The 12901-nt window shown below is 65.1% G+C and carries 13 protein-coding genes; 2 read left to right on the forward strand and 11 right to left on the reverse strand.

Translation table 11 applies throughout. The annotated features are described in order from the left end of the window. The first annotated feature begins 402 nt into the window (after positions 1 to 402). On the forward strand, positions 403 to 756 hold the full coding sequence (uraH, locus tag WJ542_RS12675; protein ID WP_411189623.1) for a hydroxyisourate hydrolase: 354 nt from the start codon (positions 403 to 405) through the stop codon (positions 754 to 756). A gap of 141 nt (positions 757 to 897) precedes the next feature. Continuing rightward, on the forward strand, positions 898 to 2091 hold the full coding sequence (locus WJ542_RS12680) for a urate hydroxylase PuuD (RefSeq protein ID WP_411189624.1): 1194 nt from the start codon (positions 898 to 900) through the stop codon (positions 2089 to 2091). A 443-nt stretch (positions 2092 to 2534) separates the two neighbouring features. Here WJ542_RS12680 and WJ542_RS12685 read toward each other — a convergent pair whose 3' ends face one another. The 11 genes from WJ542_RS12685 to WJ542_RS12735 all read right to left on the reverse strand — a co-directional run bounded on the left by WJ542_RS12685 (position 2535) and on the right by WJ542_RS12735 (position 12867). Further along, positions 2535 to 3059 carry an ureidoglycolate lyase gene (locus WJ542_RS12685; protein WP_411189625.1) on the reverse strand — a complete coding sequence of 175 codons (525 nt, stop codon included), beginning with the start codon at positions 3057 to 3059 and terminating at the stop codon, positions 2535 to 2537. A gap of 20 nt (positions 3060 to 3079) precedes the next feature. Then, positions 3080 to 4090 (reverse strand): allantoicase, encoded by a 1011-nt coding sequence (gene alc / locus WJ542_RS12690; protein WP_411189626.1) that lies wholly within the window; start codon positions 4088 to 4090, stop codon positions 3080 to 3082. Positions 4091 to 4170: 80 nt separating this feature from the next. Beyond that, positions 4171 to 4692 (reverse strand): 2-oxo-4-hydroxy-4-carboxy-5-ureidoimidazoline decarboxylase, encoded by a 522-nt coding sequence (uraD, locus tag WJ542_RS12695; RefSeq protein ID WP_411189627.1) that lies wholly within the window; start codon positions 4690 to 4692, stop codon positions 4171 to 4173. Further along, entirely contained in the window at positions 4689 to 5648 is a 960-nt protein-coding gene (gene puuE / locus WJ542_RS12700) for an allantoinase PuuE (protein WP_411189628.1), read from the reverse strand. Before puuE ends, uraD begins: the two co-directional genes overlap by 4 nt. A 269-nt stretch (positions 5649 to 5917) precedes the next feature. After that, positions 5918 to 6709 (reverse strand): aspartate/glutamate racemase family protein, encoded by a 792-nt coding sequence (locus tag WJ542_RS12705; protein WP_411189629.1) that lies wholly within the window; start codon positions 6707 to 6709, stop codon positions 5918 to 5920. 30 nt (positions 6710 to 6739) lie between these two features. After that, positions 6740 to 8245, reverse strand: coding sequence for an NCS1 family nucleobase:cation symporter-1 (locus WJ542_RS12710; RefSeq protein ID WP_411189630.1), 1506 nt, complete (start codon positions 8243 to 8245; stop codon positions 6740 to 6742). 263 nt (positions 8246 to 8508) lie between these two features. After that, positions 8509 to 9231, reverse strand: coding sequence for a GntR family transcriptional regulator (locus WJ542_RS12715; protein ID WP_411189631.1), 723 nt, complete (start codon positions 9229 to 9231; stop codon positions 8509 to 8511). A gap of 306 nt (positions 9232 to 9537) precedes the next feature. Then, positions 9538 to 10464 (reverse strand): muramoyltetrapeptide carboxypeptidase, encoded by a 927-nt coding sequence (gene ldcA, locus WJ542_RS12720; RefSeq protein WP_411189632.1) that lies wholly within the window; start codon positions 10462 to 10464, stop codon positions 9538 to 9540. Continuing rightward, positions 10461 to 11096 carry a tRNA adenosine(34) deaminase TadA gene (gene tadA, locus WJ542_RS12725; protein ID WP_411190547.1) on the reverse strand — a complete coding sequence of 212 codons (636 nt, stop codon included), beginning with the start codon at positions 11094 to 11096 and terminating at the stop codon, positions 10461 to 10463. The genes ldcA and tadA overlap by 4 nt, the downstream gene beginning before the upstream one ends. 25 nt (positions 11097 to 11121) lie before the next feature. Further along, positions 11122 to 11520: a DnaJ family domain-containing protein gene (locus WJ542_RS12730; RefSeq protein WP_411189633.1), complete on the reverse strand. Its 399-nt coding sequence runs from the start codon at positions 11518 to 11520 to the stop codon at positions 11122 to 11124. A 150-nt stretch (positions 11521 to 11670) separates the two neighbouring features. Next, complete coding sequence (locus WJ542_RS12735) at positions 11671 to 12867, reverse strand: amino acid aminotransferase (RefSeq protein WP_411189634.1); 1197 nt, start codon at positions 12865 to 12867, stop codon at positions 11671 to 11673. Positions 12868 to 12901 lie beyond the last annotated feature (34 nt).

Here is a 12901-nt window from a genome sequence, read left to right on the forward strand (position 1 = left end):
TGTCCGCTACCTTCCCTGGCCAAAATTTCGCTGACAATTCACGCAGGCGCGATACCCGGATTCAGCGCAGCCATATAAAGGTCGAATTTTGGCGCCGGTACGATGACCGGGAGCGGTTTTTTGCGCCGCAAAACCAGGGCGAACCCTCCCCCGGTGCCGGCCGGAAACGCTGCTGCGGCGCGGCTCTCATGCTGCGGGCATTATCTTTCTTATCGGTCATGCGCTGAAGCCTCGATCGTTCTTAAAATGCGGTCACGGCGCTCGCTTCGATCCGCCGACGGGTATGTAGCCACTGCTGATGTGGAGCCTCGATCCGCCGCCATGCTGCATGGGATGGGATCGGATCGGGCTACCGCTGAAATTTCGCGCATTTATCACAAGCAAGACACAAGGAAACTGCGAATGGGCAAGCTCACTACCCATGTGCTCGACACGGCCAACGGCCGTCCCGGCTCGGGCATCAAGGTCGAACTCTTTGCGCTCTCGGGCGATACGCGCCGCGCGCTGAAAACCGTCACGACGAACCATGACGGCCGTTGCGACGAGCCGCTGCTCGAAGGTGCCTCGCTCGCCACGGGCGAATACGAACTCGTGTTCCACGCGGGCGACTACTTCGCCTCGCTCGGCACGAAGGTGCCGGAGCCGCGCTTCGTCGACCGCGTGGTGCTGCGCTTCGGCATTGCCGACACGGCCGCCCACTACCACGTGCCGCTGCTCGTCTCGCCGTGGTCGTACAGCACGTACCGCGGCAGCTGAAGCCCGGCGACGCCCGCAAACCCAACAATAATTCCCGGACATCAAGGACCGGCGGCGCCTGGGTAAAGGCGCCGGACCCCGCAGTCCGCGCGTAGCGCCCTGGGGCTTACGCGCGCAACGATTCAGGAGTGGAGGAGTTTCATGGAAGGCTTTATCACCGACTGGCTGAACCTCGCATTGCGCTGGTTCCACGTCATCGCCGCGATCGCATGGATCGGCGAATCGTTCTACTTCGTCGCGCTCGACAACAGCCTCAAACCGCCTACGGACCCGAACCAGCGCCGTCGCGGCGTGTTTGGCGAGCTGTGGCACGTGCACGGCGGCGGCTTCTACAACATGCAGAAGTACACTGTCGCGCCGCCCGAAATGCCCGACGACCTGCACTGGTCGAAGTGGCCGTCGTACACGACGTGGCTCTCCGGCGCGTCGCTCTTCACGGTGCTCTACCTGTTCGCGCCGAACACCTATCTGATCGACAAGACCGTGCTCGACATGGGCCCGGTCGTCGCGGTCTTCTCGGCGCTTGGCTTCCTCGCCGCGGGCTGGATCGTCTACGACTCGCTGTGCCGCCTGCTCGGCACGAAAGACAAGCTGCTCGGCGTGTGCGTGGGCATCTACGTGGTGATCGCCGCGTACCTCGCCTGCCACATCTTCTCGGGCCGCGCCGCGTATCTGATCATGGGTGCGATGCTCGCCACGATCATGTCGGCGAACGTGTTCTTCGTCATCATCCCCGGCCAGCGCAAGATGGTCGACGCGATGCTCAAGGGCCAGGAACCGAACCCGATCTACGGCAAGCGCGGCAAGCAGCGTTCGGTGCACAACACCTACTTCACGCTGCCGGTGGTATTCGCGATGCTGTCGAACCACTACGCGATGACCTATGCGCACGAGTACAACTGGGCCATTCTCGTCGTGATCATGCTGGCCGGCGCGCTGATCCGCCAGTTCTTCGTGATGCGCCACCGCGGCCACGTGCTCTGGTATCTGCCGCTCGGCGGCGTCGCGCTGATGTTCGTCGCGCTCGTCTGGACGCTGCCGCGCCCGGTCGTGCCGCAGGCCGAAGCCGCGAACGCCCCGACGCTGAAGGTCGGCGACATCCAGCCGATCCTGCAGGCCCGCTGCGCGGCGTGCCACTCGGCACACCCGACGTTGATGGGCGCGGCGCCCGCAGGCGTGATGTTCGATACGCCGGACGAGATTTCGCAGAACGCCCAGCGCATTTACCAGCAAGCCGTGCAGATGAAGGCGATGCCGCTGGGCAATGTCACGCATATGACCGATGACGAGCGGCAGAAGCTTGCTGCGTGGTTTGACGGTGGTGCGCAGAAGTAAAGACCGTACGCGGCACGTGAGATGTCCCTCGCGCGCCGTGCGGAAATCGAAGGCCCGAAGCGCATCGCGCTTCGGGCTTTTTTGTTGTGTCGGCCTCGACCGCTTTGCCCGATCCACGTACCGGTGTTGCGTCGGCCGCCGTATTCTGGTCGGCACCCGTGCTGTTGACGCTATCTCATTACGCGGCACATAGCACGGCATATTGATGAGCCCGGTTTCGCACAGGTCAGGCTCACTACATCGGCTTGCAATCTGAGCGGGGCAAGCACGGTTTCGTAACGCGCCTGAGTCAGAGCGCGACGGTTCGAATAAAGAGTATCCGCCGCGCACTGCTACGAATCGCGGTTAAGAAGCGGGAAGTACACGCCTCAAATGCAAAAAAGCCACGGCCTGGTGAGCCGTGGCTTGATTTTTCATTGCGCTCTTCGCGCAACACGCGGACTTCAGCCCTGTGCGGCGCGCATCGCCTCTTCAGTCAGCCAGAGCGACTCCGGCAGATCCTGCTCGTTGAGATTGAGCCCATCGCCGCCGCGATCGACGACGATAAAGTCGCTCACCTCGTCGAGTGCGATCAGCGGATGGTGCCAGACGCCCTTCGCGTAATTCACGCCCTGCCAGCCGTGCGAAACGAACGCGCGAATCTTCGAGACATCGAGGTCGCCCGCCGGCGCCACGACCACGAGATACGGCCGGTCGTTGAGCGGCACGAACGCCTGGCTGCCAAGCGGATGGCGTTCCAGCATCTTCACTTCGAACGGCAGCACGCGCGGCTGCCCCCGGAACAGATTGACGAGCGTGCGCCCACCCTCGTCCGTCACGTCCACCTCCGCCAGATCGTGATAGCGGATCGTCGTACCGAGGTTGATCGGAATCTGTTTCGCGCCTTCGAGTTCGATCACATCGCCAAACGGTGCGAACGTTTCGCGCGTGAGCGGCTCGATGGCCAGCGTCGTTCTGGTGTCGCTCATGATGGCCTCGCTGCCGGCGTTCAAGCCAGCGTGCCCCACAAACGCAGGCGCGACACGCCGCCGTCGGGGATGATGTTCAGGCGCACGTGCGTGACCGGGCCAATCGCAGCCAGTTCGCTTTCGAAGTAATGCTGGTTATCCATCTGCAGCTTCTGCTCGCCGAGCAGCACCGGCCAGAACATGGCCTGGGTGACGAGCGAGCTGTCCGTGCCGCCCGTCACGCGCGCGGCCTGGATCGAGCAGCGGTCCGGATAGTTGCCCTTGAAGTGGCACGTATCGACTTCGATCTTCTTGATGATGCCCGGCTGCGCGAGCGCGATGATCGCCCAGTCGTTGCCCGGCTCGCGGCGGCGGCGCGTTTCCCAGCCGTCGCCCATGTTCACGCCGCGGCCCGGCATCAGGATGTTTGAAGCGACGCCGAAGTGCTGGTTGTTCGCCGCGACCACGTACGCGCCGTTCTCCATCGCTGCGAGGTCGAAGAGCTCGGTGCGGCTCGCGCCGTTCCAGTCCATTTGGGGCTGGCCGTAGACGCGCAGGCGCGCGATGCCGCCGTCGGGATAGATGTTCACGCGCAGGTGCGTGTACGGCTTGTCGCTCGCGACTTCGACGTAGTGGTGGCTGTTGCCGTTGAGCGACGTGGACGGCACGATCTCGGTCCACTGCGTGGCAGCGCCCGGCGCACCTTCCGGCACGTAGGCGCCTTCCACCGAAGCCGCAGGCGGATAATTGCCCGTGAAGTGGCTGGTGTCGAGGTCGAGGCCCTTGATCACGCCCGGGCGCGCGAGCTTGACGACGCACCAGTCGTAACCCGTCGTGCGCTTGCGGCGCGTTTCCCAGCCGTCCATCCACTTGCCGTGGTCGTCGTACTTGCCGGGGATGAAGACGGCCGGCTCCGGATTGAGCATGCGCTCCTTCGGTGCGAAGAAGTCATCGCTCGCCTCGAGCGCCTGCGCGCCCAGACGCGGGTCCGCGAGGTTCACATAGCGGCGCGTGAATTCCGGCGCGTTCGGGTCGAGAGTCGGGAGTGCCATCTTTGTCTTCCTTCGTGTCTATTCTGTGATACGGAAAAGGCGCTGCACCCGTCGAACGGGTCGACGGGCGCGCGCGGTGTTCATGCGTCGATCAGCTCGTCGAGCCTGAAACGCGCAATGCGGTAGATCTGGTCGAGGCTCGCGCGCAGTTCGTCCGCGCGGCTGTTGCTCACGCGCGATTCGAAGTTCGCGATGATGCCGTGGCGGTCGTAGCCGCGCACCGCCAGGATGAACGGGAATCCGAACTTCTCGCGATACGCGCGGTTAAGCGACTGCAGCTTGTCGAACTCTTCCTGCGTGCACTGATTCAGTCCGGCGCCGCTTTGCTCGCGCGTCGATTCGGCGGTGAGCTCGCCGCGCACCGCCGCCTTGCCCGCGAGCTCCGGGTGAGCGGTGATAAGCGCAAGCTGCTTCGCTTCGCCCGCGGTCTCCACCGCACCCGACATCGTACGATGCAACACCTCGATGCTCGCATACGGGCGCTGGCCCGCGGCTACCTCGGCCACCCAGGGCGAATGTTCGAAGATGCCGGAAAGCGCAGCCACGAAGGCTTCGGTCGAGGCGTTGTTCAACTGGTCGAGGGTGTAGTGCATTGCCTTCATGCGGCGGCCCCGCGGTGATCGTTGTGCTGCGGTTGATAGGGATGGTGTTCGCGCCAGTGGCGCGCGATGTCGACACGGCGGCTGACCCACACGCGATCGTGCTTTTCGATGTGATCGAGGAAGCGCTGCAGCGCACGGAATCGCCCCGGGCGGCCGAGCAGCCGGCAATGCATGCCGATCGACAACATCTTCGGCGCTTCGGCGCCTTCTTCGTAGAGCACGTCGAACGCGTCGCGCAAGTACGTGAAGAAGTGATCCGCCGTGTTGAAGCCTTGCGGCGAGGCGAAGCGCATGTCGTTCGTGTCGAGCGTGTACGGCACGATCAGTTGCGGCGCGGTCTTGCCGCCCGTGACTTCCACGTCCATCCAGAACGGCAGGTCGTCGCCGTAGTAGTCCGAATCGTAGAGGAAACCGCCGTACTCCGCGACGAGGCGGTGCGTGTTCGGGCTGTCGCGGCCCGTGTACCAGCCGAGCGGACGCTCGCCCGTTACGCGCTCGATCGCTTCCATGCCGAGCTTCATGTGCTCGGCTTCCAGTTCGGGCGAAACGTCCTGGTAGTGGATCCAGCGATAGCCATGGCACGCGATCTCATGGCCGAGTTCGACGAACGCGCGGGCGGCCTCCGGGTGGCGTTCGATCGCCATGCCGACGCCGAACACCGTAAGCGGCAAGCCGCGCTTCTCGAACTCGCGCAGGATGCGCCAGACGCCGGCGCGCGAGCCGTACTCGTAGATCGACTCCATGCTCATATGGCGCGCCGGATACGCGGCGGCGCCGACGATCTCGGAGAGGAACTGCTCGGACGCACGGTCACCGTGCAGAACGCAGTTTTCGCCGCCCTCTTCATAGTTGAGCACGAACTGCACCGCGACGCGGGCTTTGCCCGGCCAGTTGGCCTGAACCGGGTGCCGGCCATAGCCGATCAGATCGCGAGGATATTGGGGATCGAGTGCCATGCTGGACGAATCAATCGAAAGGTGGTGGATGAGCTTGTCCGACGAAACCTGAAGCGGCAAAAAGCGTCGACGGAAAGCGGGGGCATCGAACGTGCCGCGAACGCGGTGCACGGGTGCGGCGGGACGCCGTTGCGGCCCGCTTTCAGGATCGGCCCAGTGTATCCAAATCATCCCGGCGCGCCCATACGCACGTTCAGATAGTACGGGTCAAGCGAGGTGTATGACTGGCGCCGCCCCCCGCTTGCCCTGCCTCTGGGCTCGTTGCGCGTTTACCCGTAGCGCAGCGGCCGCGCGGGCGGCGGGGAGCCCGCATCGCCCGACGCCCCGGCGCCCGGACTAAACCGCGCAAAGTCGCCGTCGTAGCGCTTCGCAAGCGGTCGCGCGAAGTCGCCGCGCTTGGCCGTCGCAAGGCGCAGCGCGACGAGCGCCTCGACCCATTTCACGGCCGCCGTCACGCCGTCCACCACCGGCACGGCCAGCGCGTCCTCCACTTGCGCGCAGAGGCTCGTCATGCCCGCGCAGCCGAGCACGATCGCATCGGCGCCGTCTTCGTCGAGCGCGCGGCGGCACTCGTCGACAATCGCGCGCCGCGCCGCCGAGCCCGGCTCGTCGAGTTCGAGCACGGCCACGTCGATCGCCCGCACGTTGCGGCAGAAACGCGTCATGCCGTAGCGTTCGGCGAGATGCCAGGCCATCGCGCGGGTGCGCGAGAGCGTGGTCACGACCGAAAAGCCCGGCGCCAGCACGCTCGCCGCGTGCATGGCAGCCTCGGCGATGCCTACTACGGGCCCGCGTGCGAGCTCGCGCGCCGCGTACAGGCCGGGATCGCCGAAGCATGCGATCACGTAACCGTCGAAGCCCTCGCGCTCGCCCGCCTCCACTTCGGCGAGCAGACCCGGCGTCGCGAGCGCCTCGTCGTAATAGCCTTCGATCGACGGCGGGCCCATCGTCGGGCTCACCGCCACCACCTCCGTCCCTGCCGCGACCACGGCGCGGGCGCACTCGCCCATTGCAGCGGTCATCCGCTCGGTCGTGTTCGGGTTGATCAGTTTGATACGCATGTCGCCTCCTGCTCTTGCCATGTTCTGGGGTCAACCACGTGCACGCGCACCGAGCGTGAGCGCACGATAAAACAACGCGCCGAGGGCTGCGCCGATGAACCACGAGAAGTTCGCCGCGCCGCCGAGGGTCGGCACCATGACGCAAAGGATCGCGATCAGCGCCGCGGGCAGCAGCGCCATCACGGCACGGCGGTTCACGCCGTTGCGATACCAGTAGGCGCCCGACGGCGAAACGGTATAGAGCTCGTCGACGGCCAGACGGCCGCGCTTCACCAGATAGAAATCAACCATCAGGACACCATACAAAGGTCCGATGAAGGCGCCGAGTACATCGAGCGTGTAGTGAATCACGGCCGGGTTGTTGAACAGATTCCACGGCGTGATGAAAATCGACGCTACGGCCGCCAGCATGCCGCCCGCGCGCCAGCTGATCAGGCGCGGCGCAACGTTGGAGAAGTCGAACGCGGGCGAAACGAAGTTCGCGACGATGTTGATGCCGATGGTGGCGATCGTGAACGTGAGCGCGCCGAGAATCACGGCAGTCGGATGATCGATGCGGCCGACCGTTTCGACCGGATCGGTAATCAGTTGTCCGAATACGGGCAGCGTGGCGGAGGTCGTGATGACCGTCACGAGCGAGAACGCAAGGAAGTTGACGGGCAGCCCCCAGAAGTTGCCGCGGTGCACGCTCCTGAGCGATTTGCCATAGCGCGAGAAATCGCCGAAATTCAGCATCGGCCCGGAGAAGTACGAGACCACGAGCGAGATCGCCGTGATCATCACGGGCACGACTTCGGCGCCGTGATACTTCACGCCACCGAGATTCAGGCCGATATTGTGCCAGCCCGCGCGATACACCATGTAGCCCGCCAGCGCGAACATCACGACATAGACGGCCGGCCCCGCGAAGTCGATGAACTTCTTGATGGTCTCCATGCCGTTCCAGAACACGAGGGCCTGCAGCACCCAGAGCGTCATGAAGCCGGCCCAGCCCATGGACGAAAGACCGAACATGCCGTGCTTGTGCACGTCGGCATAGGGTAAAAGCTGGGGAAAGAACTTGAGTACGACGATCACGAGCGCGCTCGACGCCAGATAAGTCTGGATTCCGTACCATGCCACCGCGATCAGGCCGCGGATGACGGCGGGAATATTCGCGCCCAGCACACCGAAGGTTGCGCGGCACGCGACCGGATAAGGCACGCCGTGGCGCTGGCTGGGACGCGAGATCAGGTTGCAGAGCACATTGACGATCGAGATGCCGATGATGAGCACGACCAGCACCTGCCAGCTCGTCAGACCGAGCGCGAAGAGACTGCCCGCGAACACGTAGCCGCCGACGCTGTGCACGTCGGACATCCAGAACGCGAAGATGTTGTAGGCGCCCCAGGTCTGCTCGCGCAGCGGCGCGAGGTCTTCGTTGTAGAGCCTCTCGCTGTAGCCGTCCGGCAGACGGGCCGTGTCCGTCTCGCTGCTCTCGCTCTGGTCGTAGGTGGGCATTGCGGAACTACCGGGTGATGCACTGAACTGAGCCATGACTCGCTCCTGGGGATGAATACGCCGACGGAAAATCTGCTCGAACACGCACGGCAGGAGCGTCGCGCCCGCTGCCGGATGGCCTGCCGGGTCCGCCGGGTCCACGCACGGTGGCGGTCGCCGCGATTGCGCGCCCTCTTTCACCTGTGCCACCCTGCCATCCCGGCGCCCGCGCATAGGCGCGCGCCGCCACCTTCATCCCTGATCCCGTGCGGCGAGGCGTCTTGCGCGCTCGCCGCACGTCACTGCAATCCCGTCCCGCCTCAACGTCCCAAAGCCGGCGCCTCGCGCGCGCCGAATACGTCCTGCAGGTCCACCGCCACGCCGGCTGGCCGGTCGAGCATGCGCAACTCGACACCCTGCAGGTGGCGCGTCATCAACTCGGCGGCCTCTTTGGCCTGTCCGCTTTCCAGCGCCGCGACGATCTCCTCGTGGTCGTCGAACGAACACGGGCTGCGCCCGGGCGACTCGTAGAGCGCCGAAATGAGCGTCGAACGCGCCACCAGTCCGTTCAGGCAGTCGCACAGCACCGTGTTGCCGGTGAGCGTGGCGAGCTCCGTATGGAATTCGCCGGAAAGACGAATCCAGGTCGGGAAGTCGCGCGCTTCGAACGCCTTGCGCTCGCGCCGGATCGACTCGCCGATGCTCTTCAGCCGACGGTTGCCGTGCTGCGCGGTGCAGATGCGCTCGACGACGGCCAACTCGATGATCCGCCGCATTTCGAACACCTCGTGGACCTCCTGAAGCGACGGACTCGCGACGAACGCACCGCGATTGGGTTCCAGGTCCACGAGATGGTCGGTGGCGAGGAGCGCCAGCGCCTGGCGTATCGGCCCTCGCTTCACGCCGAATACTTCGCATAACTGAGCTTCTGTCAACTTGGCGCCGGGCGGGAGGCGGTGTTCCAGAATCGCGGCGCGGATGCGCGCGGCGATCGCCTCGGGTTTGGTGCCAGTCGTCTCGGCGTCCATATCGCTCTTTCGCATGTCTCTCGCCTTTATGGTTGCTATCCTAGTTTGGACATAAAGATTGTCAACAATTTTATCGACGAACCTCGGGAAATTACCCAGGCGCCACCTACTCCGGCTTGCCCATTTCCGGTGATTCCCGCATCAATATTGGGAATTATGCACATACATAGTGATCTCATCCCCTTCATCGGCTCAATTTATTGTCAACAATTTAGAGTCTTCAGAGTCTCATGAACATCCGTGAGCACGGATTTAGAACGACCGTTAGTTGCATGTTTGTCCGTAAAAAAAGCGCCCGGAGGCGCCTGTCGTGCTTTCGTTTCAGCCAAGATGCGGATACCCGCTCACGGCCAGCTCGAAACCGTGCGCAGTCACGTGCAGATCCGCTTGCGCACCGACTGGCAGCGTCACCATATCCGGAACGTGCCCGAACGGCAGACCGGAGATCACCGGAATGCCGACCACGGAGCGCACCTGCTCGACCATCTCCTTCAGGTCGTAGCCGTTGTCGTAGTCGAACGGCTTGCCGGCCGAAAATTCGCCTAGCACCAGCGCCTGCTGCCGCGCGAGGATGCCCGAAAGGTGCAGTTGGTAAATCATTCGCTCGATGCGGAAAGGCTGTTCATTGACATCCTCGATGAACAGGATGCCCCCGTCCACCGGCGGCAGATACGGCGTGCCGATCAGCGAAGTCAGCACCGCCAGATTGCCGCCCCAGAGCGTGCCCGAGACGTCCGCGGTGTGCGCCTGCGGAGCGTTCACCTTGAGCGTGAATTCGGGCTGCGAGAGTGCGTCCCAGAAGTGGCGCATCGTAAAGGCGCTCAGCTCGTCGGCACCGAAATCGCTCACCAGCATCGGGCCGCCGAAAGTGGTCAACCCCGCGCGCGCAAGCAGCGCGAGCTGGATCGCCGTGAAGTCGCTATGTCCGCAAAATGCGATCGGCTGCCCGGCGAGGCGCCGCTGCAGGCCGTCGTAGTCGAGCCCGTGCAGAATCCGCACGGCGCCGTAGCCGCCGCGCACCGCAAGCGCGATGTCCGGCAACGCGCGCGACGGATCGGCGAAGCGATTGAGCTCGGCGGCACGCTGGCCGTCGGTGCCCGCGAAGCGCTGGTAGCGCCGCTCGGTCGCCTGGATACCCTCCACGCGGTGTCCTTCGGCGTGCAGGCGCGCCAGCGCCCGGTGAACCGCCGCGGGATCCTGCGGATAGCCCGACGGTGCAATCAGTTCGATGGTGCGATGCGTGGTCATAGGGATCGTGATGAGGTGTCGTCTTCGCAGCCGGCCGGGTCTTGCGTCGGCTGAGCCTCGCCTGCCGCCGCCGCGCGCCTTGCCCGGCTCGCCCGGCGGCGCTCCGCGAAGAAAGAACGCAGCGCGTCGGCGCATTCGGTTTCGAGCACGCCACCCACCACGCTCGTATGGTGGTTGAGCTGCGGGTTCGCAAATGCGTCGACGACACTGCCGCACGCGCCCGTCTTCGGGTCATGGGCGCCGTACACCACGCGCGCGATCCGCGCGTGCATGATCGCGCCGGCGCACATCAGGCACGGTTCCAGGGTCACATAGAGCTCGCAGCCCGGCAATCGGTAATTTCCCAACGCGCCGGCCCCGGCGCGCAGCACGGCCATTTCGGCGTGCGCCGAGGGATCGTGCGCACCGATCGGGTGGTTGAATCCTGTCGCGATCACCTCGTCGCCGCGCACCAGTACGGCGCCGACCGGGACTTCGCCGGCCGCGCGGGCCGCTTCGGCGGCGGACTGCGCGAGCCGCATGAAACGGCGGTCGCGGTCGGTGACGGGATCTAGATGGGCCGCGGCGGCCGCCGCTGCGGTGTCGCCGGATTCGGGCGTGCCGGCGGCCGCGCCGGTCGCGTCGCCAGACAGGCCGGGAAACGCGCTCACGGTGTGCTCACTGCGCGCTGGCGGCGGCCTCGTCGACCGCCGCGCGTTCGGAGAGCCGTTCGGCAATGCGGCGGCGGTATTCGTGCGGCACGACCATCGGGCCGCCGCGCAGCGATTCGAGCGCCATGTCGAGCGCGAGCAGGCGCGCCCGCAGGCGGCATTGCGCCGCCTTGTCGCTCACCCTGGCGAGTTCCGCCTCGAGATCGCGCAGCGCGCGCAGTTGTTCCACCGCCGGCGGCACGAACCCGGCGTTCTTCAGGATGCGGTTCGCAACCCGAACTTCCTCGGGCACGAGCAGGTCGTCGTCGAGTTCCAGGGGCGACCCCGAGCCCGGCAGATCGGCGAAGTCGCCGCGCTTTGCGGCGGCGGCAATCCGTTGTTCGACGAGGGCATCAAGCAATTTCATCGGCAATCCACTACGTTGCGGCTCACGCATTCTATCAGGGTAAGACCTGGAAGACCGTCCGCTTCTGTCGTGGCCGTCATCGGTGCCCAACGGCTTGACAAGCGCCCGAATCAATGCTGGATGAATCGCCGAAACCCGGAATCGTCCCACTCAGTGCGCGAGGACCTTTGCGATCGCGTCCACCACGATCCCCACGTTTTTCTCGTTCAGACCTGCCACGCACATGCGACCGGAACGCAGGATGTAGACACCGAGTTCCTCACGCAGCCGATCGACCTGCTCCGCGGAAAGCCCCGTGTACGTGAACATGCCGCGCTGGCGGACGTAGCGTTCGAGCGCCTCGCCGCTCACATGCGCGCGCAGGCCGTCGTGGATCGCGACGCGCATGCGGGCGATGCGCTCGCACATCGCCGCCAGCTCGGTCTCCCACGATGCCTTCAGCGCGGGCGTGGTCAGCACGCGCGTGACGATCTTCGCGCCGTGGGTCGGCGGATTGCTGTAGTTCGAACGCACCGCGCCCGTCAGTTGACCGAGCACGCGATCGGCCGCCGCCGCGTCTTCGCAGATCACGTGCAGACCACCGCAGCGCTCGCCGTAGAGCGAGAAGTTCTTCGAGAACGAGTTCGCCACCAGCGCAGGCACGCCGCGGCGCGCAATCTCGCGCACGGCGAACGCGTCCGCGTCCAGGCCCGCGCCGAAGCCCTGATACGCCATGTCGAGGAACGGCAGCAGATCGCGCTTTTGCAGCACGTCGATCAGTTGCGTCCACTGGGCCTCGTCGAGGTCGACGCCCGTCGGGTTATGGCAGCACGCGTGCAGCAGCACCACGCTCTTCGGCGGCAGCGCGTCGATGGCCGACAGCATGGCCTCGAACTTCAGGCCGCCCGTCGCCTCGTCGTAGTACGGGTAGGTGTTCACCGTGAAACCCGCGCGCTCGAAGATGAAGCGATGGTTTTCCCACGTGGGATCGCTCACCCAGACGTGGCTGGTCGGGAAATAGCGCTTGATGAAGTCCGCGCCCACCTTGAGCGCGCCCGAACCGCCCAGCGTCTGCACCGTCGCGATCCGGCCGGCCGCGCGCGACGGGCACTGCGCGCCGAACACCAGCGCCTGCACCGCGTCGCGGTACTGCGCGAAGCCCGCCATCGGCAGATACGGCTTCGGACCCGGCTCTTCGAGAAGCGCGGCCTCGGCCGCGTGGACGGCCTGCATCACCGGCAGGCGCCCCTCGTCGTCGAAGTAGATGCCGATGCTCAGATTGACCTTGTTCTGGCGCGGATCCTTCTGGAAGTTCTCGTTGAGCGAGAGGATCGGGTCGCCGGGATAGGCGTCGATGTGTTCGAACATGATGTTTGCGAGAGGCTGTAAAGGGCGGTTCTGG

Origin of the sequence: Paraburkholderia yinzeri (assembly GCF_046581065.1) — a bacterium.
Taxonomy (GTDB): domain Bacteria; phylum Pseudomonadota; class Gammaproteobacteria; order Burkholderiales; family Burkholderiaceae; genus Paraburkholderia.

Bases quoted from the DNA above. Each gene is read 5' to 3' on its own strand.
- WJ542_RS12730 (WP_411189633.1), bottom strand. From the start codon at position 11,520: ATGAAATTGCTTGATGCCCTCGTCGAACAACGGATTGCCGCCGCCGCA.
- ldcA (WP_411189632.1), bottom strand. From the start codon at position 10,464: ATGACCACGCATCGCACCATCGAACTGATTGCACCGTCGGGCTATCCG.
- alc (WP_411189626.1), bottom strand. From the start codon at position 4,090: ATGGCACTCCCGACTCTCGACCCGAACGCGCCGGAATTCACGCGCCGC.
- puuE (WP_411189628.1), bottom strand. From the start codon at position 5,648: ATGGCACTCGATCCCCAATATCCTCGCGATCTGATCGGCTATGGCCGG.
- WJ542_RS12680 (WP_411189624.1), top strand. From the start codon at position 898: ATGGAAGGCTTTATCACCGACTGGCTGAACCTCGCATTGCGCTGGTTC.
- uraD (WP_411189627.1), bottom strand. From the start codon at position 4,692: ATGAAGGCAATGCACTACACCCTCGACCAGTTGAACAACGCCTCGACC.
- WJ542_RS12715 (WP_411189631.1), bottom strand. From the start codon at position 9,231: ATGCGAAAGAGCGATATGGACGCCGAGACGACTGGCACCAAACCCGAG.
- WJ542_RS12685 (WP_411189625.1), bottom strand. From the start codon at position 3,059: ATGAGCGACACCAGAACGACGCTGGCCATCGAGCCGCTCACGCGCGAA.
- WJ542_RS12705 (WP_411189629.1), bottom strand. From the start codon at position 6,709: ATGCGTATCAAACTGATCAACCCGAACACGACCGAGCGGATGACCGCT.
- WJ542_RS12735 (WP_411189634.1), bottom strand. From the start codon at position 12,867: ATGTTCGAACACATCGACGCCTATCCCGGCGACCCGATCCTCTCGCTC.
- WJ542_RS12710 (WP_411189630.1), bottom strand. From the start codon at position 8,245: ATGGCTCAGTTCAGTGCATCACCCGGTAGTTCCGCAATGCCCACCTAC.
- uraH (WP_411189623.1), top strand. From the start codon at position 403: ATGGGCAAGCTCACTACCCATGTGCTCGACACGGCCAACGGCCGTCCC.